The 20,433-nt window shown below is 71.6% G+C and carries 18 protein-coding genes; 9 read left to right on the forward strand and 9 right to left on the reverse strand.

The window, feature by feature from the left end; all coding sequences use genetic code 11:
- Nucleotides 1-59 precede the first annotated feature (59 nt).
- The 3 genes from ACFYPJ_RS16080 to ACFYPJ_RS16090 form a co-directional block, all read right to left on the reverse strand.
- Entirely contained in the window at nt 60-698 is a 639-nt protein-coding gene (locus ACFYPJ_RS16080) for a maleylpyruvate isomerase N-terminal domain-containing protein (protein WP_389016463.1), read from the reverse strand.
- Nucleotides 699-843: 145 nt separating this feature from the next.
- Nucleotides 844-2,250 (reverse strand): aldehyde dehydrogenase family protein, encoded by a 1,407-nt coding sequence (locus ACFYPJ_RS16085; RefSeq protein ID WP_389016466.1) that lies wholly within the window; start codon nt 2,248-2,250, stop codon nt 844-846.
- A gap of 8 nt (nt 2,251-2,258) precedes the next feature.
- Complete coding sequence (locus ACFYPJ_RS16090) at nt 2,259-2,831, reverse strand: hypothetical protein (protein WP_389016469.1); 573 nt, start codon at nt 2,829-2,831, stop codon at nt 2,259-2,261.
- Between the two features lie 405 nt (nt 2,832-3,236).
- On the opposite strand from ACFYPJ_RS16090, the gene ACFYPJ_RS16095 reads away from it, so the two are divergent.
- The 3 genes from ACFYPJ_RS16095 to ACFYPJ_RS16105 are packed head-to-tail and all read left to right on the forward strand — an operon-like array spanning nt 3,237 to nt 5,751.
- Nucleotides 3,237-4,367, forward strand: a complete 1,131-nt coding sequence (locus ACFYPJ_RS16095; RefSeq protein WP_389016472.1) for an ABC transporter ATP-binding protein — start codon at nt 3,237-3,239, stop codon at nt 4,365-4,367.
- A complete protein-coding gene (locus ACFYPJ_RS16100; RefSeq protein ID WP_389016475.1) occupies nt 4,364-5,086 on the forward strand; it encodes an ABC transporter permease in 723 nt (240 codons plus the stop codon). Before ACFYPJ_RS16095 ends, ACFYPJ_RS16100 begins: the two co-directional genes overlap by 4 nt.
- On the forward strand, nt 5,083-5,751 hold the full coding sequence (locus tag ACFYPJ_RS16105) for an ABC transporter permease (protein WP_389016478.1): 669 nt from the start codon (nt 5,083-5,085) through the stop codon (nt 5,749-5,751). Before ACFYPJ_RS16100 ends, ACFYPJ_RS16105 begins: the two co-directional genes overlap by 4 nt.
- A gap of 3 nt (nt 5,752-5,754) precedes the next feature.
- On the opposite strand, the gene ACFYPJ_RS16110 is transcribed toward ACFYPJ_RS16105, so the two are convergent.
- The 4 genes from ACFYPJ_RS16110 to ACFYPJ_RS16125 are packed head-to-tail and all read right to left on the reverse strand — an operon-like array spanning nt 5,755 to nt 10,064.
- Complete coding sequence (locus tag ACFYPJ_RS16110; protein WP_389016481.1) at nt 5,755-6,354, reverse strand: ATP/GTP-binding protein; 600 nt, start codon at nt 6,352-6,354, stop codon at nt 5,755-5,757.
- Entirely contained in the window at nt 6,341-6,766 is a 426-nt protein-coding gene (locus ACFYPJ_RS16115) for a DUF742 domain-containing protein (RefSeq protein ID WP_389016482.1), read from the reverse strand. Before ACFYPJ_RS16115 ends, ACFYPJ_RS16110 begins: the two co-directional genes overlap by 14 nt.
- Nucleotides 6,767-6,807: 41 nt before the next feature.
- A complete protein-coding gene (locus ACFYPJ_RS16120; RefSeq protein WP_389016485.1) occupies nt 6,808-7,284 on the reverse strand; it encodes a roadblock/LC7 domain-containing protein in 477 nt (158 codons plus the stop codon).
- Nucleotides 7,281-10,064 (reverse strand): ATP-binding protein, encoded by a 2,784-nt coding sequence (locus tag ACFYPJ_RS16125; RefSeq protein WP_389016488.1) that lies wholly within the window; start codon nt 10,062-10,064, stop codon nt 7,281-7,283. Before ACFYPJ_RS16125 ends, ACFYPJ_RS16120 begins: the two co-directional genes overlap by 4 nt.
- A gap of 372 nt (nt 10,065-10,436) precedes the next feature.
- On the opposite strand from ACFYPJ_RS16125, the gene ACFYPJ_RS16130 reads away from it, so the two are divergent.
- Nucleotides 10,437-11,399, forward strand: a complete 963-nt coding sequence (locus ACFYPJ_RS16130; RefSeq protein WP_389016491.1) for an ABC transporter substrate-binding protein — start codon at nt 10,437-10,439, stop codon at nt 11,397-11,399.
- Between the two features lie 276 nt (nt 11,400-11,675).
- Here ACFYPJ_RS16130 and ACFYPJ_RS16135 read toward each other — a convergent pair whose 3' ends face one another.
- Nucleotides 11,676-12,131 carry a tellurite resistance TerB family protein gene (locus tag ACFYPJ_RS16135; RefSeq protein ID WP_389016494.1) on the reverse strand — a complete coding sequence of 152 codons (456 nt, stop codon included), beginning with the start codon at nt 12,129-12,131 and terminating at the stop codon, nt 11,676-11,678.
- Nucleotides 12,132-12,770: 639 nt separating this feature from the next.
- On the opposite strand from ACFYPJ_RS16135, the gene ACFYPJ_RS16140 reads away from it, so the two are divergent.
- Nucleotides 12,771-13,418: a ScbR family autoregulator-binding transcription factor gene (locus ACFYPJ_RS16140; protein ID WP_389016498.1), complete on the forward strand. Its 648-nt coding sequence runs from the start codon at nt 12,771-12,773 to the stop codon at nt 13,416-13,418.
- A gap of 152 nt (nt 13,419-13,570) precedes the next feature.
- Here the strand turns inward: ACFYPJ_RS16140 and ACFYPJ_RS16145 are convergent, their stop codons facing one another.
- Nucleotides 13,571-14,839 carry a cytochrome P450 gene (locus tag ACFYPJ_RS16145; protein WP_389016501.1) on the reverse strand — a complete coding sequence of 423 codons (1,269 nt, stop codon included), beginning with the start codon at nt 14,837-14,839 and terminating at the stop codon, nt 13,571-13,573.
- A 266-nt stretch (nt 14,840-15,105) separates the two neighbouring features.
- Between ACFYPJ_RS16145 and cyc2 the strand changes: the two genes are divergently transcribed.
- The 4 genes from cyc2 (at nt 15,106) to ACFYPJ_RS16165 (ending at nt 20,317) form a co-directional block, all read left to right on the forward strand.
- Nucleotides 15,106-17,265, forward strand: a complete 2,160-nt coding sequence (gene cyc2 / locus ACFYPJ_RS16150) for a germacradienol/geosmin synthase Cyc2 (protein WP_389016504.1) — start codon at nt 15,106-15,108, stop codon at nt 17,263-17,265.
- A gap of 70 nt (nt 17,266-17,335) precedes the next feature.
- Nucleotides 17,336-17,896 carry a PDZ domain-containing protein gene (locus ACFYPJ_RS16155; protein WP_389016507.1) on the forward strand — a complete coding sequence of 187 codons (561 nt, stop codon included), beginning with the start codon at nt 17,336-17,338 and terminating at the stop codon, nt 17,894-17,896.
- A gap of 277 nt (nt 17,897-18,173) precedes the next feature.
- On the forward strand, nt 18,174-19,301 hold the full coding sequence (locus ACFYPJ_RS16160; protein ID WP_389016509.1) for an aminopeptidase P family protein: 1,128 nt from the start codon (nt 18,174-18,176) through the stop codon (nt 19,299-19,301).
- 71 nt (nt 19,302-19,372) lie between these two features.
- A complete protein-coding gene (locus tag ACFYPJ_RS16165) occupies nt 19,373-20,317 on the forward strand; it encodes a phosphotransferase family protein (RefSeq protein WP_389016512.1) in 945 nt (314 codons plus the stop codon).
- Nucleotides 20,318-20,433 lie beyond the last annotated feature (116 nt).

The following is a 20,433-nucleotide window of genomic DNA, read 5'->3' on the forward strand; positions in this document are numbered from 1 at the left end:
GTCCGGTCAGCCTGGGCCGCGGGCCCCCGGTCCGCGACCCGTCAGATCCGCAAGGTGGGTCAGATCGCGTTGATCGCCGCGGGTGCGCGCTCGACCCGGGTCAACGCCCTCAGCAATGCGGTTTGGCCGTGCCGTCGGGCGGCGAGCCGTGCCAACAGTACGAGCACCGGGTCGAAGGCGGCATCCGGGAGTGGCAGGACGGTCCGGCCCACGCTGACGGCGAGATCGTCCAGGTGGACGGCGATCTCCAGCATCCGGGTGACCAGGAAGTCGTCGAGGTGCAGGGCCCAGCCCGTCTGCGGCATGAACACAACCTGGTCGCCGGAACATGTCGCGAGGGCGGCCCGCTGCTCCGTGTACGAGGCGCGGGCGAGCCCCGTCAGCCGCGACGCCCCCTGGGACGCGAGGTCTTCGCCCCGGGCCCGAATGCCCGCGTTGACCTCGCCGTCGAGTGGCGCGTCGATCCAGGCGGCTCGGCCGTAATGGTCGAGCAGGGGGATCGGCGGTGCATCGGGCCGCGCAGGCTCCTGGAGGGCGGAGTCGACACTGAAGATCTGAGAGGCGAGGTGACCGGCCAGGCCGCCGACCGTCAGCTCGGGCAATGCGCTGGGCCGTACCCACGACGCGGCCACTTCCGGGGTCTCCAGCAGTAATACGGCTTGTTCTGCGGCGCCCAGGTAGGCGTCGGTGACGCTCATCAAGTCCTCCATGATCGAAGATTCCCGGCAGTATGGCCCTTGGGACGCGGCTGCGTGTCGCCCCTTGTCGGACGTGGCCCGATTGACGTGGTGGCCCCCTGTTCTCCGGACGACGGCCCCGCGCGCGGAGCTGACGGTGAGGTGGTCAGGAATGTGCGGGGCGGGTGAGGACCTGGAGGTCGGTGAAGCCGTAGAGGCCCCAAGGACCGTTCTCGACGCCCAGGCCGCTCCATTTGTGGCCGCCGAAGGGCAGGTCGGGCCGGACGCCGAGGCCGTGGACGTTGACCGAGACCTGACCCGCGTCCAGTTCGGCCGCGACCTGGGTGGCGCGGTCCATATCGGGTGACCAGACGGATGCGGTCAGTCCGTACGGGCCGGCGTTGGCCCGTTCCACGGCGTCGTCCAGGTCCCGGTAGGCGAGCACGGGCAGCGCGGGGCCGAACTGTTCCTCGTCCACGATGCGTGTTCCGTCGGTGAGGCGGGTGAGGATGGTGGGCCGGTAGAAGTAACCGGGCCGGTCGAGGGGTGCGCCGCCGGCGGCGGCGACCGCGCCCTGGCGCAGCGCGTCGTTCACCAGGTCGGTCACCCGGTCGAACTGGGGGCGGTTGTTGAGCGGGCCGAGCTGGGCGCCTTCGGTGGTTCCCCCGTCCACCCGGACCGACCTGGCTCGTGCGGCGAGCGCCTCGACCAGGTCGTCGTGGAGGTGCTCGGGTACGTAGACGCGTTTGACGGCCAGACAGACCTGGCCGTTGTTGCGGAACGCGGCCCAGAACAGGCGGTCGGCGATCTGCTCCGGGTCGGCGTCGTCGAGGACGATGGCCGGGTCGTTGCCGCCGAGTTCCAGGGTGACGCGCTTGAGATCGTCGGCGGCAGCGGCGGCGACGCGTCTGCCGGTGGCGGTCGATCCGGTGAAGCTGATCTTCCGGGGCACCGGATGGGAGGTCATCAGGGCACCGAGCGGGTCGCGTCCGCTGATCACGTTCAGCACGCCGGGCGGCAGCACCTCCTGAAGGAGTTCCCCGATGGCGAGTGTGGTCAGCGGTGTGTAGGGGGAGGGCTTGACGACCACGGTGTTGCCCGCCCGCAGTGCGGGCGCGATCTTCCACATGGCCAGGGTGACGGGGAAGTTCCACGGCGTGATGGCGGCCACGACGCCGAGCGGGCGCCGGATGATCTCCGCGTAGCCGCGGCCGTCGTTCTGGACGATTTCGCGAGGCAGTTCGAGGTCGGCGTAGTAGCGCAGCCAGACGACGGCGCCGGCGATTTCGGAGCGGGCGTCCTTGAGGGGTTTGCCCTGCTCGGCGGTGAGGAGGGGGGCCAGTCGGCCGATGGCTGCTTCCAGTGCGTCGGCGGCCCTGCGCAGCGTCCCGCGGCGGGTGTGATCGTCGCGTCGCCAGGTCCGGAACGCCTCGGCGGCGGCGTTCATGGCCTGGTCGAGCTGGTCGGGTGTGCAGTCGGGGGCCTGGGCGAAGGGTTCGCCGGTGGCGGGGTCGGTCACGTCGAACGTGTCCGCGGCGGGGACCGTTTTGCCGCCGATGGTCATCTGGTGCATGGCTTTCCTCACGGATGGTGCGGCAGGAGGACGGGTTTGACGGTGGTGCCGTCGGCGGCGGCGCGTTCGGCCGAGGCGATGTCGTCGAGCGGGTAGGTGCGGATCAGCCGCTCGAACGGGAAGCGGCCCTGCCGCCACAGTTCGATCAACCGGGGAATGAACTGCTGCGGCACCGCGTCGCCCTCGATCACGAACCGGAGGCTGCGGCCCGCCAGGGCCGACGGCCGCACGGTGAGTTCGTCGCCGCCCGAGCCGACCAGTGCGCAGCTTCCGCCCGGCCGCAGGACGGTCACGGCTGTGGCCATCACGGAGCCCGCCGCGGTGGTCTCGAAGGAGTGGTCGACCGGTCCGATCGCGGCGGCCAGGTCGGCAGAGGCGAGGTGGCCCGAGCCTGCCGGCCGGGTCGGCAGGGGTGAAAAGGCGCCGGGGCGGCGCGGTCCGGCAAGGTGAACGGTGCCTCGGCCGCCGTCAGGTGCGTGCGGCGGCGTCCTCCCGAGCCAGGCCGGGTCGGCGCGGGGGCGATCGGCGCGGGTGCGGGCGACCGTGAAGAACGCTTCGGGGGAGGTTTTCCTGGGTGTCACGTGTCCTGGCTCCTTTCGGGAACACTGGACCGGTTCCGGCACGCTGAAACATGGCCTCCGGCCGTACTCGTCACGTCCTCCGGGCAAGGCCGGGTTCCGGCTTCCTGTCGTGCTCGTCACGCCTCCGGTCACGGTCCGGTCACGGCTTTGCGTCGTCGTTCGGGCCCCGATCACGATCCGGTCACGGCTTCCGGTCGCGGTTCGGGCCTCCGATCGCTGCCCGGTCGCGCCTTCCGGCCGCGGTCCAGGGCTCTGACCACGGGCCGGTGCCGACCTCGTGGCGGCCCTTCGCCCGCCCAAGTGCTGAAACAGTCGCGGTCTAAACTCTCCACGCAACGGGCTGCGCACCGACGACCGTGGCCGGAAATGGCCAGTTTCTGCCAAACCCGAAGGGTATTCGGCGCTTTGATACGGATAGATTCAGTTACCAAGCGATACCCCGATGGCACCGTGGCGGTCGACCGGCTGTCGCTGGAGATACCGGACCGCTCGATCACCGTGTTCGTCGGGCCCTCCGGCTGTGGCAAGACGACCACCCTGCGGATGATCAACCGGATGGTGGACCCCTCCGAAGGGCGCATCCTTCTCGACGGCGTCGACATCCAGGAGCAGCCGGTCAACACGCTGCGCCGGTCGATGGGGTACGTCATCCAGAACGCGGGTCTCTTCCAGCACCGCACCATCGTCGACAACATCGCGACGGTGCCCCGGCTGCTCGGCTGGAGCAAGCAGAAGGCCCGGGCGCGGGCCGAGGAGCTGATGGCCCGCGTGGGGCTCGACGCCTCGCTCGCCAAGCGGTACCCCTACCAGCTGTCCGGCGGCCAGCAGCAGCGCGTCGGCGTCGCCCGCGCCCTCGCCGCCGACCCGCCGGTGCTGCTGATGGACGAGCCGTTCTCGGCCGTCGACCCCGTGGTGCGCAAGGGACTCCAGGACGAGCTGCTGCGCATCCAGGAGGAGCTGGGCAAGACGATCGTCTTCGTCACCCACGACATCGACGAGGCCATCAAGCTGGGCACGATGGTCGCCGTGATGCGCACCGGCGGCCGACTGGCCCAGTTCGCCCCGCCCGCCGAGCTGCTGAGCGCGCCCGCGGACGCCTTCGTCGAGGACTTCCTCGGCGCCGACCGGGGCATCCGCCGCCTCTCCTTCTTCCCGTCCGGCGACCTGGAACTGTGTACCTCCCCGGTCGTCGCGATCGACGCCGACGCCACGCTGATCGCCGCCCGCGCCGCCGACGACGTGCCGTACCTGCTGGTCACCGGCGTCGACGGCAAGCCGCTCGGCTGGAGCGCACCCGGCGACCTCACCCCGGGGCAGATCGACCCGGAGCGGCTGCTGGCGTACGGGCGGCCCTTCGTGCCCGGCACCGACTCGCTGCGCGCCGCCCTCGACGGCGCCGTGCTGTCGCCGACCGGCTGGGCCGTGGGCGTGGACGCCGACGGCCGCGTCGTCGGCGTCGTGTCGCAGCAGGTCGTCAGCGAGGCGATCCGCGCCGCGCACGCGAGCGGACGCAGTGAGGCGAAGGTCGGCGGATGAGCAGCTTCTTCGACATCCCCAGTGACCTCCAGCACAGCTACTTCGGTCTGGTCGGGCTGCATCTGCGCGAGGCGCTGCTGCCGGTCGTGGCCGGACTGCTCATCGCGCTGCCGGTCGCCCAGCTGTGCGTGCGCTACCGGCGGCTCTACCCGCCCGTACTGGGCGTGACCACCGTGCTGTACGCGATCCCGTCGCTCGCCTTCTTCGTCGTCCTCATCGACTACACCGGCCAGAGCGAGCTCACCGTGATGATCCCGCTGGCCGTCTACAGCCTGGTGGTGTTCGTCCCGGCGATCGTGGACGGGGTCCGCTCGGTGCCGCAGGAGACCCTCGACGCGGCGACCGCGATGGGCCTCGGGCCGGTGCGCCGGTACTTCCAGGTCCAGCTGCCGATCGCGGTGCCCGCGATCATGGCCGGGCTGCGGGTGGCCACGGTGTCCAGCATCTCCCTGGTCAGCGTCGGCATGCTGATCGGCAACCAGGGCGGGCTCGGCAACCTGCTCAACGACGGCATGATCTACCACGAACCCCGCCTGGTGTGGATGTCCGTCGTCGGTACGGCCGTGCTCGCGATCCTCGCGGACGCCGTACTGATCGGCGTGCGACTGCTGCTGACAGCCTGGATGCCGCGCGGTACCCGCAAGGCCCGCGCCGCCACGGCCACCCCCCAGACCCGGCCCGATGCGACCGCGGTCGCCCTGGAGGACGCAGTCCGGTGAACGTACTCCACTTCATCAATGCCTTCTTCAGCGACGGCGCCCACTGGCACGGCTACGACGGCATCCCCACCCGGGTGTTCCAGCACATCCAGTACTCGCTGCTGGCCCTCGCCGTCGCCGCCGCCATCGGCCTGCCGCTCGGCCTGCTCACCGGGCACACCGGACGCGGCGGCAACGTCCTCGCGTCCATCGCCACCGCCGCCCGCGCGCTGCCCAGCTTCGGTCTGCTGGTGCTGATGTTCGTGCTGCTCGGCTTCGGCCTGCTCCCGGTGATGATCCCGCTGGTCGTGCTCGCCATCCCGCCGATCCTGGTGACGACGTACGAGGCGGTGCGCTCCGTCGACCCGTCCCCGGTGGACGCCGCCCGGGGCATGGGCATGCCGGAGTCGCGGATCCTGTTCCAGGTCGAGGTGCCCGTCGCGCTCCCGCTGATCCTCAGCGGCCTGCGCTCGGCGGCCATCCAGATCGTGTCCACCGCCACCATCGCCGCCTACGTCAGCTTCGGCGGTGTCGGCCGCTACATCATCGACGGCCTCTACCAGTACAACTACGAGAAGGTCGTGGGCGGCGCCACGCTGGTGGCCGTCATGGCGCTGGCGACGCTCGCGGTGTTCTGGGCCGTGGCCCGGATCGCGGTGTCGCCCGGCGTACGCAGGCGCGGCTGAGGCTCAGCCTCCGGTACGGGCCAGCGCCAGCTCCAGTACGACGAGCAGCGCGTCCCGCACCGAGCCGCGTTCCCGGGCGTCGAAGACCACCAGCGGAACGCCGTCGGTGACGTCCAGCGCCCAGCGGACCTCGTCCAGGGTGTGCTCTACCCGGCCGTCGAAGGCGTTGACCGCCACGGCGAACGGGATGCCCTTGTGCTCGAAGTAGTCGACGGCCGCGTAGCAGTCGTCCAGGCGCCGGGTGTCGACGATGACCAGCCCGCCGACGGCGCCCTGGACGATGTCGTCCCACATGAACCCGAACCGGTCCTGCCCGGGCGTGCCGAACAGGTACAGCTTGAGCGTCGGGTCGATGGTGATGCAGCCGAAGTCCATCGCCACCGTGGTCGTCGTCTTGCGCGGGGTGTGCGTGAGGTCGTCGACGCCCGCCGCCACCTCAGTGATCGCGGCCTCGGTGGTCAGCGGCTCGATCTCGGAGATGGCGCCGACGGTCGTCGTCTTGCCCACGCCGAAACCCCCCGCGATGACCATCTTCACCGGCAGGGGTGGTCGTACGGCGGGGTGCGCGGCAGAGCCGTGGACCAGTGGTTCAGTCGGTGTCACGGAGTACCCCTCGGGAGTCGGGGATGGCCCGCAGGCCATCGATAACCCTGCGCAGGACGGATGGGTCATGAGTGCTTTCGAAGTCGGGCACGTACACCGCCAGCAGACCGGCGTCGCGCAGATCGTCGGCCAGCACACGGACCACGTTGAGGTGGAGGTGCAGCCGGGCCGCCAGCTCCGCCAGCGACTGCGGCAGCCGGCAGGCGGCGACGATGTCGTGCTGTTCGAAGGAGAGCCGGTCGAGTGCGTCCAGACCCGCGGCGGTGGCCACCACCTGGGTCTCGACGGGCATCGTCCGGCCGGAGGCGGTGTCCGCCACCCGGCCGGCGGTGACCAGGAACGGCCGTACGGCGGGCGCCGGGCCGACCGGCTCGGAGCCCGGGTACCCCGAGGACGAGGCGCCGTCCGCCATGGGTTCCTTTGCCCTCTCTCTCGGTCTCGGCAGGCGGCCGGTCAGCCCGCCGACGCGGCGCCGACGCTGTTCTTCAGTTCGAGCACCAGCTGCGGGCTGAGCGCGGCCCCGGCCCGGTTGGCGAACAGCGTCATCTCGTAGGCGACGTTGCCCAGCTTGGCCTCCTTGTCGGTGACCACACCGAGGACGGCGCCGCTGCCGATCGCGGAGACGATCACGTGACCGCCCTCCAGATCGATGATGACCTTGTTGAGATCGCCGAGGCCGTAGTTGCCGGAGGCGCCGGCGGCCAGGCTGGTGATGCCGGAGACGATCGCGGCCAGCCGCTCGGAGTGTGCGCGCTCGCGCAGCTCCGACACGGCGATGAGCAGGCCGTCGGAGGAGACGGCGATCGCGTCGACCACCCCCGCGGTCTCGGTGGCGAAACGGTTCAGCAGCCAGGTGAAGTCGGCTGCGGCGGCCTGCAGGTCGGTCGGCGTGGTGCTGCCCGTCGGGGCGTCACCGGTCGGCGTGCTCACTGCTCGGCTCCTTCCGGATGGTGGTTCTGGTCGTGCGTTCGTGCCGCGTGCCCGGCGTCCGCGCCGGGATGTTCGGGACTGCCGGTGTCGCTGTCGAGCCGGGCGCGCGCCACCGCCGCCTCGAACTCCTCAAGGGCCTCCCGCTCGGCCGCCGCGTCCCGGGGACGCACCGCCTGCGGTACGGCCTGCCCGGCACCCTCGGTGGCGCGCAGGGTGGCCCCGCGGACCCGCCGGCGCAGCGGGCGGGAGGGAGCGGAACCGTCCCCCGGGCGGGGGGCCGGCCGCGGCGTTTCGGTGCGCGCGCGGGGGATCAGCGGGCGCTGCTCGGGGGTCGCGGCCCGCTCCTGGGCCGTGGCGGAGATGCCAGGGGTCACGGCCGCATTCTCCACGCCCGCCCCGGCGGCGCGGTCGGCGCCCTGCGGTACGTCGCGCCGGGGCAGCCGGCGGGGGAGCGGACCGCGCCCTTCGCCGGAGCCGGGGGAGACGTGCGCGCCGTCCCGGCCCGGATGCGCGGGCGTCGGCTCGGAAGGGGTGCCGCCTTCGGCGCGTGGACGCGACGATCCGGTGACGGGCGGACGCTGCGACCCGGTGGCGGGTGGCAGGGACGATCCGGTGGCGACCGTGGCCGGGCGCGGGCCGGTGATCGCGGGTGCGTCCGGTACGGCGTCGGTCCCCCGGTCACCAGGGCCGCCGGGCTCGGCGTGCCGGGCGGCCGGGGCGGCTCGGCCGGGAGCCGTCGGGCGGGCCGTGTCGCCGCCCGCTGCTGTGTTGCCGCCTGCTGCGTCGGGGCCCGCCGCCGCGGCATCGGCCGACAGCGGGCTCATGCTGAGCAGCAGCGTGCTCGGCAGCGACACCTCGGCCGTCACACCGCCGCCCGGCGTACGGGTCAGCTCGACTCCGATCTCCCAGCGCCGGGCCAGCGTGCCGACGACGAACAGGCCCAGCACCTTGGTCGGCACGAGGTCGAGGCGTTCGCGGCGGACCAGCCGCGCGTTCTCCTCGGCGAGCCGCTCGGCGCTCATGCCCAGGCCGTGGTCGGCGACGACGACGTACGCGCCCTCCGGGCCGCGGCGCACGGTCACCTCGACGGGGCTGCCCTCCGGCGAGAAGGACACAGCGTTCTCCAGGAGCTCGGCCACCATGAGGGTGAGGTCGCCGATGATGTCCGGCTCGACCATGGCGTCCGAGGCGGCGTACAGCCGTACCCGCTGATACCCCTCGATCTGGCCGAGCGCGGCCCGCACCACATTGGTCAGCGGCGTGGGACCCGAGTCCAGCACCGTCTCCCGGATGCCGGCCAGCAGCATCAGGCTGTCGGCGTTGCGACGCAGGCGCACCGCGATGTGGTCGATGGAATAGAGGCGTTCCAGCACGGCCGGGTCGGTCTCGCCGCGCTCCACCGCGTCGATCAGTGCCAACTGGCGGGCGGTCAGATTGCTGACGCGGCGGCCCACGTTGCCGAACATCTCGGCGGTGTTGCGGCGGCTGAGCACCTGCCGCTCCAGCAGCGCCGCGGCGGTCGTCTGTACGTGGTTGAAGGCCCCGGCCAGATCACCGATCTCGTCGCGGGCGGTGACCGGCATGTCCCGCAGCCGCGGCGGACCGTCGTCCTCGGTGTCGTCGTCGGCCACCCGGGCGAGTTCCCGGCCGGCGACCTCGGCGACCTCCTGCGCCGCCTCGGTCAGTGCCTGCACCGGACGGATCACCGAGCGGCGGACCAGCACGGAGAGGGCGAACCAGACAGCGAAGCCGATCGCCGCGCAGCCCAGCAGCAGAACGGCACGCCACTGGGCGGTGCCGGAGGTGTCGTCGGCGCGCCCGGCGATCTGGCCGATCAGCGAGGTGACGATCTTCAGCCGGGCGGCGGCCTGGTCCGGGTAGTGGGGATAGCCGGCCAGCGCGTCGTGGAACGCCCGCCTCAGCTCCTGCCGGCTGCCCGACTGCAAGCTGCCGACGTCGATCTGCAACTCGGCGAACGACTTGGCGATGGCACTCTGCGCGGAGGTGTGCTCCATCCCGGCCAGCGCCGCTGACTGCGCCTCGGTGGCGAACCGGCCGAACCGGTCGGCCTGCTGCTGGTACTGCTCGTAGGAGCCGACCGCGTTGGTGAACTCGATCAGCGCGTTGGTGTCTCCGGTGGTGGCCGAGAACACACTGGTCTCGAAGGCGGCGTGGGCGGCGTCCGCGCGCAGCAGGGAGTCCAGCAGGTTGCCGGTGAAGGTGGTGGAGAGAGAGGTGCTGCGGTCCAGACCGAGGCCGTCGATGAGGCCCTCGGCCGCGTTGGTGTAGGCCGGGTCGATGTTGTCGGCCGGCAGATAGGCCGTCTCGACCGAGTCGCGCAGGCTGGACAGGCCCTGTACCTCCCGCAGGGCCTGTGCCTCGCCCGCCGGCAGCCGGTCGCCGAAGGCGTCGAGCACCTTCCGCACCTGGCCGTCGACGGCCTTCTGGGCGGCGAGGTAGGCGGCGGCGGAAGGTCTGCTGTCCCCGGACTCGTACCGTACCGACAGCAGGATCGCCTGCTGGTGCTCGGCCTCCACCCGGTCCACCAGCCGGGCGACCTGCGCGCTGTCGCGCACCAGCCGCGCCGCCGAGTGTGCCGTGTTCGACTGCTCGACCAGGCCGTTGATCAGGTACGACAGGAGCGCGGCGACCACGGCGAGGGGTACACCGACGAGCAGATTGAGTTTGCGCCGGAAGGACCAGCGGACGGCGAAGCCTCTGATCCCGTTCCGCGTCGGCGGGGCGTGCCGGGCGGGCGCGTCCACCTCGTACGTGGACACCGGTCCTCCTTCATGGGGGGTGTCGTCCGCGGGGCGTCCTCACCCCGCTGAACAGGGCTTCATCGCCCTGGTACGGGGTGTTCCCGACCCGGAAATGGTGCGCAACGACGCCTGAACGAAAACCCGTGCACCGCTGTGCCCTCTGTCAACTGCGGTGAGACTACAGCCTCCTTGAAGGGGTGATCAGCTTGCCTTTTATCAAGAATCCATTACAAACGGACCGCTCTCCGAACGCAGCTGAACGTGGATCGAATCCAATCGGTGATCCGGTGGCACTTGACTGAGTGAAGACCGTCTGGATTGGATCGTGAGGAGTTGTCCCATGAAGTGGTTCACCAACCAAACCCCCAACATGAGTCCGGAACAGGAATTGTGACTTCCAACACCCACACCAGCAGGATCACCCGGAAACACCGAGGTGCGGCAGCCGTCGTGCTCGCCGCTGCAACGGCCCTGCTGGCGGGCTGTTCCTCCTCCGATGGCACGTCGGGCGACCCGCTCAAGGGCGGCGACAAGGCGAGCGGCGACTCGGTAGTCGTCGGCTCCAACAACTTCGCCGAGAGCATCTTGATAGCCGACATCTATGGCGAGGCTCTGAAGGCCAAAGGAATCAAGGTCACCTACAAACCGAACATCGGCAGCCGTGAAACTACATACGGGCTGCTCAAGAACGGTTCGATCTCGGTCCTGCCCGAGTACAACGGCGCCCTGCTCGCCTACCTCGACTCGAAGGCCACCCCCAAGAGCACCGACGAGACCACGTCGGCCATCGAGGCCAAACTCGACCCCAAGCTGACGCTCCTGAAGCCGTCCGAGGCTCAGGACAAGGACTCGATCACCGTCAACGCGGCCACCGCGAAGAAGTACAACCTGACCGGCAAATCCTCCATCGCGGACCTCAAGGACGTCGCGAAGGACCTGGTCATCGGCGGTTCGCCGGAATTCCAGACCCGGCACCAGGGCCTTGAGGGGCTGAAGTCGGTGTACGGCATCGAGTTCAAGTCCTTCAAGGCGCTCGACGCGGGCGGCCCGCTCACCCAGGCGGCGCTGACGAAGGACACCGTGCAGGCCGCCGACATCTTCACCACGGACCCGACCATCACCAAGGAGAAGTTCGTCGTCCTCCAGGACACGGAGAATCTCTTCGGGTTCGCCAACGTCCAGCCGCTGGTCTACAAGAGCGCCCTCTCCAAGGACGGCGTCGACGCGCTCGACGCGGTCTCCGCCAAGCTCGACACAGCGACCCTGCTGGACCTCGACACCCAGGTGCAGTCGGGCAACAAGGACCCGCTGGACGTCGCCAAGACCTGGCTGAAGTCCGTCAGCCTCGGCTGACACCCGCCCACGGAGGCGGGCCCGGACGGCGTGACGGGCGTGTCCCCGAACCCCCGGGTCGTCTCCGCGGCCCTGGGGCCGCGCCGCCGGGCACCGTCCTGCCCCCGTGCCCGGGGTGCGGGCTCCGATCTCGGAGGGTCTGATTCGCGACCCCCGGGATGGGCCGCCCGACCCCGGGAAGACCCGCCTCACACTGAACGGCCCCGGCCCCGGCCCCGCCGCCGGCTCCGGTGCCGGCTTCGCCCCGGCGTCTGTCGCAGGGCCGGGTACGGGTCGTCAGAGGTCGAACTCGTGCGGCGGGAGGTCCAGCGTGAAGCACGCCTCCCGGACCACGGCCTGCTCGGTCTTGTCGAAGTCGCCGTCGGCGCCGCCGATGACGATGCCGATCTGGATCACGGCCCGGGCCTCGGCGGGCTTCTTCTTCGCCTTGGCGATCTCCTGGAGCACGCTGACCTTGCCGAAGTCGAAGTCGGCGGTCAGCTTGTTCAGGTTCTCCTCGAAGCGGCGCCGCAGGTCGTCCGCCGGGAAGTTCTGCAGCACCTCGTTGGTGGCGATCAGCTGGGCGACCCGCTGCCGCTCGCTCGGGTCGATCGTCCCGTCGGCGGCGGCGACGAGCGCGCACATCGCCATGCTCGCATCCCGGAACGCGCCGCTTTTCAAGTCGTTCTTCTTCGCCACCAACTGAGTCTGCATCGTCGACGCGGACTCCTTGAAGCGGTCCCACAGAGCCATGCGAACTCCTCGTATGCGCAGTCGATCACGTCTACAGCACCGTAGAAACTCCTGGGAGCCCGGTTGAGTTCCGCGTCCCGCGCCGAGCGGCCGGGCCGGCCCGGCCACGGACCCGGTCAGGTGTACCCGTCGGCGCCGACTTCCATACCGGTCGACCGGTTGGAATCGGGGTAGGGGTTTTCGGACCCGGCGCACGGCGGCGGGGGCGACGGCCGCCCGTGGCCCGGCGGTTGCCCGGGCCGCTGCGGACGGGATGACCGTGAGCGGGTGGCGGTCACGGCTCAGGAGCGCCGTCGAGACGCGGGCGCACCGATCACTCGTCCGATTCCCGGAGCTGCCGACTTCCCATTGAGAACCGACCGTCCGCCTTCTATCGTGGCGATCTCCGGTGTGGCACACCACTGTCCGCCGGAGCCTCCGGAAGCCGGACGGGACCCGACGGGCAGCAGTGCCCCGACGCCGTTCGTTTGCAGAGGCGGGAGGGCGGGCGGGTCCGCCGGCAACCGGACCGCTGTCCGGGCCGCCGGCCCGGTCCGTACGCCGACCGGCCGCTGTCGCACGGTGAGCTATCGTGTGCGGGGGGTAAAAAACAAACGGCACGTCCCGTTCTTTTCCGGCCCGTCAAGGAGTGTCCAGCAGATGGCGAGGCAGTTACGCGCCGAGCAGACCCGCGCCACGATCATCACGGCCGCGGCCGACCTGTTCGACCGTCGCGGCTACGATTCGACCAGCCTGAGTGACATCGTCGAGCACGCCCGGGTCACCAAGGGGGCGCTGTACTTCCACTTCGCCGCCAAGGAGGACCTGGCGCACGCCATCATGGAACTCCAGTCCAGAACCGTGCGGCAGTTGGCGGCCGAGGTCGACCGCCGCGGCGGTTCCTCGCTGGAGTCCCTGATGCGGACCACGTTCGGCATCGCCCGGCTCGCCGTGGAAGGCCCGATCCCGCGGGCCGGACTCCGCCTGGCCACCGCGGACATCGCCGTGCGGCCACCGCTCAGACACCCCTTCACCGAGTGGCTTGAGCTGGCCACCCGAAGAATCCTGGGTGCCGTCAAGGAGTCCGACCTGCACCCGGACGTCGACGTGGAGGCCGTCGCCCACTCCTTGGTCAGCTTCTTCGTCGGTACCCGGGTCGCCGGCCGCTCCCTCGAACCCGTCGGCCGGCTGCCCCGCCGGATCGCCGAGATGTGGTACCTGCTGATCCGCGGCCTGGTGCCGGTGCCCCGCCGGGCCCGCTATCTGACGCTCGCCACACAGTTGGAGCGGGAGATCAGACCCATCTGAACCCCGCGACCCGTCGGGCAGCGCCCGGCCAGGAGGGGGGCCGGGCGTCGCGACGGAGCGGCCGGGCGCGGTGTCGAGGCAGCCGGGCGCCACGGGGAAACGGCCGGGCGCCGTGTCGGGGCGGCCGGGTGTCGTACGGCGGCGCCCGGACGTCAGGCCGGTTGCAATGGCAGCGACTTGATGCCGTTGATGAAGTTCGACACCAGCCGTTGCGGAGGTCCGGCGAGACGCGGTGGCTCGGGGAGCGCCCGCAGCACCTCCTCGTACAGCAGGCGCAGCTGGAGCCGGGCGAAGTGGGCGCCCAGACAGACGTGCGGGCCGTCCCCGAAGGAAACGTGCGGATTGGGCGTACGGGCGAGGTCCAGGCGGTCGGGGGCGGTGAAGGCCCGCTCGTCACGGTTGGCCGACGCGTGGAAGACGACCACCTTGTCGCCGGCGCGCAGCGTCCGCCCGGCCAGCTCGGTGTCCCGGACGGCGGTACGGCGGAAGGTCAGCACGGGCGGGTGCCAGCGCAGCAACTCGTCGACGGCCGGGGCGAGCGGGACCTTCGCCTCGCGCAGCAGCCGGTACGCCCCCGGGTGCTCGGCCAGCGCCAGCAGGCCGCCCGGGGCGGCGCCGCGCACGGTGTCGTTGCCCGCGACGGTGAGCAGGAAGAAGAACATCTCCAGTTCGCCGGGGGCGAGTTCGCCGTCCAGCGCGAGCGTGGTCAGCACGTCGTCGGCCGGGTGACGCCGCTTGTGGTCGGCCAACTGCCGTGCGTACCCGAACATGTCCCGCAGCTGGGCCGGGGAGCGCGGATCGACCGGCCGGCCCGCCGGGTCCCGCGCCTGCTCGCCCGCCTCGTCCGGATCCTGGTAGCCGATGACCCGCTGCGTCCAGCGCAGCAGCAGCCGCCGGTCGCCCGGCGGGACGCCCAGCAGGTCGGCCAGGTTGAGCAGCGCGTATTCGTCGGTGACGGCGCCGACCACGTCGACCGTGCCGTCCCCGTCCCGGGCCGTGGTCAGGGCGTCGGAGACAAGGGCGCGGGCCCGTTCCCGGGCGAGTGCCGCGAACCGGTCCACCCGCGCCGGTGTGAAGGCCCGGCTGACCAGGCGGCGCAGCCGGCCGTGGTGCGGCGGATCCTGGTTGAGCATCATGCGCCGGATGAAAGGCAGGTCGGCGGGGTCGGGATCGCGGATCTGGGTCGCGCCCGCGTACGACGAGAAGGCCGCCGAGTCCTTGAGCACCCGTACCACGTCCGCGTGCCGCGTCACCGCCCAGAACCCGGGCCCGGCCGGCCAGCCGAGCACCTCGGTTTCGTCCTGCCAGACCACCGGGTGGTGATCGCGCAGCAGCCGGTAGTCGTCGTACGGCACGCCCAGGGCGTACCGACGAGGATCGAAGACATCGGGAACCGGCTGCTGGAACGAGGAGGACGCCACCTCTCCACCGTGCCCCCGACTCGCCACATCAACAACCCCGCCCCGCCCGTACGGCGCGGCAGAGGCAGCCTCGCGAGGGGATGGAGAACCGTGTGACCAGCCACGGTGGCGCTGCAGTCGGCCGGCGGTACGGCGCGGTTTGATCCGCGGGGAGGCAAGGCGCTCGCCCGGCCGAGAGGGGGGTTGTTCGGCCGGGGTTCACGCGATGGTGTGATCATGTGCTGGGGTGCGGATGGGAGTTGAGGGGCCAGGGTAGGGCCCCCGCCATGACGCAGCCCTTCGAACTCCCGCACTTCTACATGCCGTATCCCGCGCGGCTGAACCCGCATCTCGACGAGGCGCGTGCCCACTCGACCGCGTGGGCACGCGAGATGGGCATGCTGGAGGGCTCCGGGGTCTGGGACCAGGCCGACCTGGAGGCGCACGACTACGGTCTGCTGTGCGCGTACACGCATCCCGACTGCGACGGCCCCGCCCTCTCGCTGATCACCGACTGGTACGTGTGGGTGTTCTTCTTCGACGACCACTTCCTGGAGAAGTACAAGCGCACCCAGGACCGTGCCGCGGGCAAGGCGCACCTCGACCGGTTGCCGCAGTTCATGCCGCTCGACCTGACAGCACCCGTGCCGGAGCCGGAGAATCCCGTCGAGGCGGGACTCGCCGACCTCTGGGCGCGCACGGTGCCGTCGATGTCCGCCGGCTGGCGCGCGCGGTTCGCCCTCGCCACCGAGCACCTGCTCAACGAGTCGCTGTGGGAACTGTCCAACATCAACGAGGGACGGATCGCCAACCCGGTCGAATACATCGAGATGCGCCGCAAGGTGGGCGGTGCCCCCTGGTCGGCTGGGCTCGTCGAGTACGCGACCGCCGAGGTGCCCGCCGTCGCGGCCGGAACGCGGCCGCTGCGGGTGCTCATGGAGACCTTCTCGGACGCCGTGCACCTGCGCAACGACCTGTTCTCCTACCAGCGGGAGGTGGAGGACGAGGGCGAGAACAGCAACGGCGTGCTCGTCCTGGAGACCTTCTTCGGCTGCGGCACCCAGCAGGCCGCCGACATCGTCAACGACATCCTCACCTCGCGCCTGCACCAGTTCGAGCACACCGCGCTCACCGAAGTGCCCGCGCTCGCCCTGGCGAAGGGCCTCACTCCTGGCCAGGTCGCGGCGGTGGCGGCGTACACCAAGGGGCTCCAGGACTGGCAGTCGGGCGGCCACGAATGGCACCTCCGCTCCAGCCGGTACATGAACGAGGGCGCCGTCCGGGCCTCTCCGTGGCACGCGCCGACCGGCCCCGGCACCTCGGCGGCGGACATCGGCGCGCTGCTCGCCTCTGCCGCGGCCGAGCGGCTGCGCGCCTACTCCCACCTGCCGTTCCAGAAGGTCGGCCCGTCGCTGCTGCCCGATTTCCACCTGCCCTTCCAGGTGGAGCTGTGCCCGCACCTCGACACCGCCCGCGGGCGGCTCACCGGCTGGATGCACCGCATGGGCATGCTGGCGGAGGGCATCTGGGACGAGGACCGGCTCACCGCGTACGACTTCGCGCTGTGCGCCGCCGGCCTGGACCCGGACGCCACGCCCGAGGCCCTCGACCTCAGTTCCGCCTGGCTCTCCTGGGGGACCTACGGCGACGACTACTACCCACTGCTGTTCGGCCACCGCCGGGACCTGGCCGCCGCCCGGACCGCCACGGCGCGGCTGTCGGCGTGCATGCCCCTGGACGGCGAGCCGGTGCCCGTGCCCGGCAACGGCCTGGAGCGTGGCCTGATCGACCTGTGGGCCCGCACGACGCCCGGGATGACCGATGAGCAGCGGCGCTTCGTGAAGTCGTCCGTCGACACGATGACGGAGAGCTGGCTGTGGGAGCTGTCCAACCAACTGCAGAATCGAATCCCCGACCCGGTCGACTACCTGGAGATGCGGCGTGCCACCTTCGGCGCCGACCTCACTCTCAGCCTGTGCCGGATGGGCCAGAGCCCGTCGATCCCGCCCGAGGTGTACCGCACCGGACCGGTGCGCGCGATGGAGAACGCCGCGGTCGACTACGCGTGCCTCCTCAACGACGTCTTCTCCTACCAGAAGGAGATCGAGTACGAAGGGGAGATCCACAACTCCGTCCTCGTCGTGCAGAACTTCTTCGGCGTCGACTACCCGAGGGCGCTGGGCGTCGTACACGATCTGATGACCCAGCGCATGGAGCAGTTCCAGCACGTGGTGGCGAACGAACTCCCGGTCGTCCGGCAGGACTTCGACCTCTGTGACGAAGCGGTCCGGGCGCTCGACGGTTACGTGGCCGACCTGCAGAACTGGCTTGCCGGAATCCTGCACTGGCACCGTCAGGTCGACCGCTACAAGTCCGCCTACCTGGCTCGCCGTTTCCACGGCTTCCTGCCGGACCGGCCTCCCGCGCCCGCGCTGCCCGTCGGCTGAGGTCCAGTCTCACTCGTTCGTGGCTCGTCGTGCCCACACCCCCCGGGTAGACACCTGCCGGAGGCGATCCATGGAACAGACAGTGTTGCGTCCCAAGCCGATGCCGGGTCAGGAACGGCCGGCCGACGGCACGCCGGGCCCCACCCGGCGCCCGCACGCCGCACGCCGGCGCGGCCGGCGGATCAGGGCCGTGCTGTTCGGCCTGTTCGCCGGCGCGGTGCTGGTCCTGTCCGGCGTCGGACTCGGCACGGTCGGCGCCACCGTGATCGGCATGGGCAAGCTCGCCGACCTCAAGCGGCAGCCGCCGCCACACCCATCGGCCCCGGTCACGCACGCGGCGGCCCCGAATCCAGCGGCGGCTCCGGCCGGTCTGACGCTCGGCGTCGAGGCCGTGGACGCCGAGAAGGCGGGAGCACTGGTCATCGGCGTCCACGTGCCCGGCCCCGGCCACACTGCGGGTCTGGTCCGCGGGGACGTGCTCCTCCAGTTCGGGCCGAGCCGCGTCGACTCGGCCGCCGATCTCGTACGGGCCGTCTCCCGGGCCCGCCCGGGCGCACCGGTCACCCTCACCCTGCGCCACGCCGGCGGCGGCTACCAGCAGTTGACCGTCGTCCCCGGCGTCGTCGCCTGAGCGCACCGGGGAGCGGACGGCCGGAGGCTCCGGCGTGAGGCGGGAGGCGGAGCCGGGGGCGTCCTTCGGTGGGGGCCAGACGGCGACCACCGGCGTACCCGGGCGGCTGCCTCGGAGTGAGGAGGTGAGGGGGGCGGTGAAGGTGTCGGCCTGGTTTCGCGACGGCCCGCGAAGGGCCGGGCGCGAGTCCGTAACCGGCTCGCGTCGTCCCCCGTGTCCGTGCAGGATGCTTCCGTGGTTCTCTGCCCTGCCCCTGCACGCGCCCCAGGAGGCCCGGATGTCCGGTAGCGCCCCCGCTCAGTTCACCGCCGACGACTACCGGGCCCGGATGGAGCGTGCGGCGCGCTCCGCGGCCGACGCGGGGCTCGCGGGGCTGCTGGTCGCCCCGGGACCGGACCTGGTCTGGCTCACCGGCTACGCACCCACCGCCGCCACCGAGCGGCTCACCCTGCTGGTGCTGGCCCCCGGCCGGGAACCGGCGCTCGTCGTGCCCGCCCTGGAGGCCCCGGACGCGGAGAAGGCGGCCGGCGCGTCCGCCCTGACCCTGCACGCCTGGACCGACGGCGCGGACCCCTACACGGTGCCCCGGACCGTGCTCGACCCGGACGGCCGGTTCGGCATCAGCGACAACGCCTGGGCGATGCACCTGCTCGGCCTCCAGAAGGCGCTGCCCGACACCTCCTACGCCGCCCTCACTGATGCCCTGCCGATGCTCCGCGCGGTCAAGGACGCCGCCGAACTGGAACTGCTGGCCGCCGCGGGGGCCGCCGCCGACGCGGCGTTCGAGGAGATCCGGAAGGCACCCTTCGCCGGGCGCCGCGAGACGGACCTGGGCCGCGACCTCGCCGACCTGCTGCTGCGGTTCGGGCACTCGCAGGTCGACTTCACCATCGTCGGCTCCGGGCCGAACGGCGCCAACCCGCACCATGAGGTCGGCGACCGGGTCATCCGCCGCGGCGACATGGTCGTCCTGGACTTCGGCGGTCTGAAGGACGGCTACGGCTCCGACACCACCCGTACGGTCCACGTGGGCGAGCCCACCGACGAGGAGCGCAGGGTCCACGACGTCGTGCGCGCCGCCCAGGAGGCGGGCTTCCGTGCGGTCCGGCCCGGGGCCGCCTGCCAGGACGTCGACCGTGCGGCCCGCGCGGTGATCGAGGACGCCGGGTACGGCGAGTACTTCATCCACCGCACCGGTCACGGCATCGGCGTCACCACGCACGAGCCGCCGTACATGATCGAGGGCGAGGAACTGCCCCTCGTGCCCGGCATGTGCTTCTCCGTGGAGCCCGGCATCTACCTGCCCGGCCGGTTCGGGGTGCGCATCGAGGACATCGTGACCGTGACCGAGGACGGCGGCCGCCGGCTCAACGACACCACCCGGGAGATGGTCATAGTGGAGTGAGGGCGCCCCCCGCGCCGCCCCGAGCAGGAGACACCCATTCGACGACACCTCCGGACGACAACGGCCCGACCATGACCAAGGCATCGCCCCCTTCCACGGACACCGTCCGCCGGCTGATCCGCGCCATCGTCAAGGAGAGCGCGGACGGCGCCTCGGGACCCGACGTGCGGCCCGTCGCGGAGGGCGGCGAGCACGCCACGTGGTGGGTCGGCGGCGCCTACGTGCTGCGCCTCGCCCTCGACCGGGACGGCACCGTCCGCCAGCGGCGCGAGCTGCGCCTGCGCGACCTCGTACGCCCGTATCTGCCGGTGGGCGTCCCGGTCAGCGTCGCGCACGGCGAGTGGGCGCCGGGGCTGTCCTACACCCTCGACACCAGGCTGCCCGGCGGCTCCGGAGAGGAGTACGACGTGTCCGCCGTGGGCGAGGCGGACCTGGCCGGGCTGCTCACGGGCCTGCGCGAGGTGCCCGTACGGCAGGCCGAGAGCCTGGGCGTGCCGCGGGTCGCCCCGCGCTCCCTGGAGGCGCTGCGCCGGATGGCGGTGCCCGCCGCCGAACGCCTCGGCGCCGCCGACGAGTTCGACCCCGTCCTGCTGCGGCAGCTCACCCGGGCCGGCGCGGCGCAGCTCACCGCGAAGCCCGGCAACCTCGTCCTGGTCCACCACGACCTCAAGGGCGAGCACCTGATGGTCGGCCCCGACGGGCGGGTGCGCGGTGTCCTCGACTGGACCGATGCGGCCGTCGGCGATCCCGCGGAGGACATCGCCGGGCTCGCGCTCGCCGTCGGCTCCGGCGCGGCCGTGCGCGCCGCCACCCTCGCCGACTGCGGTCCCCGGCCCTGTCTGCGCGGCCTGTGGCTGGCCCGCTGCGACACCGTCCTGCGGCTCGCGGACCGCCTTGCCGGCCGTGACGTGGGTCCGCTGCCGCTCCTGCGGATCCAGCTGCGCCGAGCCTGGGAGGCGATCCTGCTGGAGCGGGTTACCGAGCTCAGGGACGACGTGCCGGACGAGGCGGAGTAGCCGACAGGGGCGGCCCCCTGCCACCTCACCTTCTTCGTGGCCCCGGGCTTGGGCCACGGGCTCGGCCCCGGGCTCGGGGCTCCCGCCCTTCCGGCCCGCGGCGGTACCGCGGCGAG

This window comes from Streptomyces sp. NPDC006012 (assembly GCF_042871185.1).
In the GTDB taxonomy this organism is placed as follows: Bacteria; Actinomycetota; Actinomycetes; order Streptomycetales; family Streptomycetaceae; genus Streptomyces.

Excerpts from the sequence above, each read along its gene's own strand:
- ACFYPJ_RS16080 (WP_389016463.1), bottom strand. The coding sequence starts at position 698 with ATGAGCGTCACCGACGCCTACCTGGGCGCCGCAGAACAAGCCGTATTA.
- ACFYPJ_RS16085 (WP_389016466.1), bottom strand. The coding sequence starts at position 2,250 with ATGCACCAGATGACCATCGGCGGCAAAACGGTCCCCGCCGCGGACACG.
- ACFYPJ_RS16100 (WP_389016475.1), top strand. The coding sequence starts at position 4,364 with ATGAGCAGCTTCTTCGACATCCCCAGTGACCTCCAGCACAGCTACTTC.
- ACFYPJ_RS16115 (WP_389016482.1), bottom strand. The coding sequence starts at position 6,766 with ATGGCGGACGGCGCCTCGTCCTCGGGGTACCCGGGCTCCGAGCCGGTC.
- ACFYPJ_RS16135 (WP_389016494.1), bottom strand. The coding sequence starts at position 12,131 with ATGGCTCTGTGGGACCGCTTCAAGGAGTCCGCGTCGACGATGCAGACT.
- ACFYPJ_RS16140 (WP_389016498.1), top strand. The coding sequence starts at position 12,771 with ATGGCGAGGCAGTTACGCGCCGAGCAGACCCGCGCCACGATCATCACG.
- cyc2 (WP_389016504.1), top strand. The coding sequence starts at position 15,106 with ATGACGCAGCCCTTCGAACTCCCGCACTTCTACATGCCGTATCCCGCG.
- ACFYPJ_RS16155 (WP_389016507.1), top strand. The coding sequence starts at position 17,336 with ATGGAACAGACAGTGTTGCGTCCCAAGCCGATGCCGGGTCAGGAACGG.
- ACFYPJ_RS16160 (WP_389016509.1), top strand. The coding sequence starts at position 18,174 with ATGTCCGGTAGCGCCCCCGCTCAGTTCACCGCCGACGACTACCGGGCC.
- ACFYPJ_RS16165 (WP_389016512.1), top strand. The coding sequence starts at position 19,373 with ATGACCAAGGCATCGCCCCCTTCCACGGACACCGTCCGCCGGCTGATC.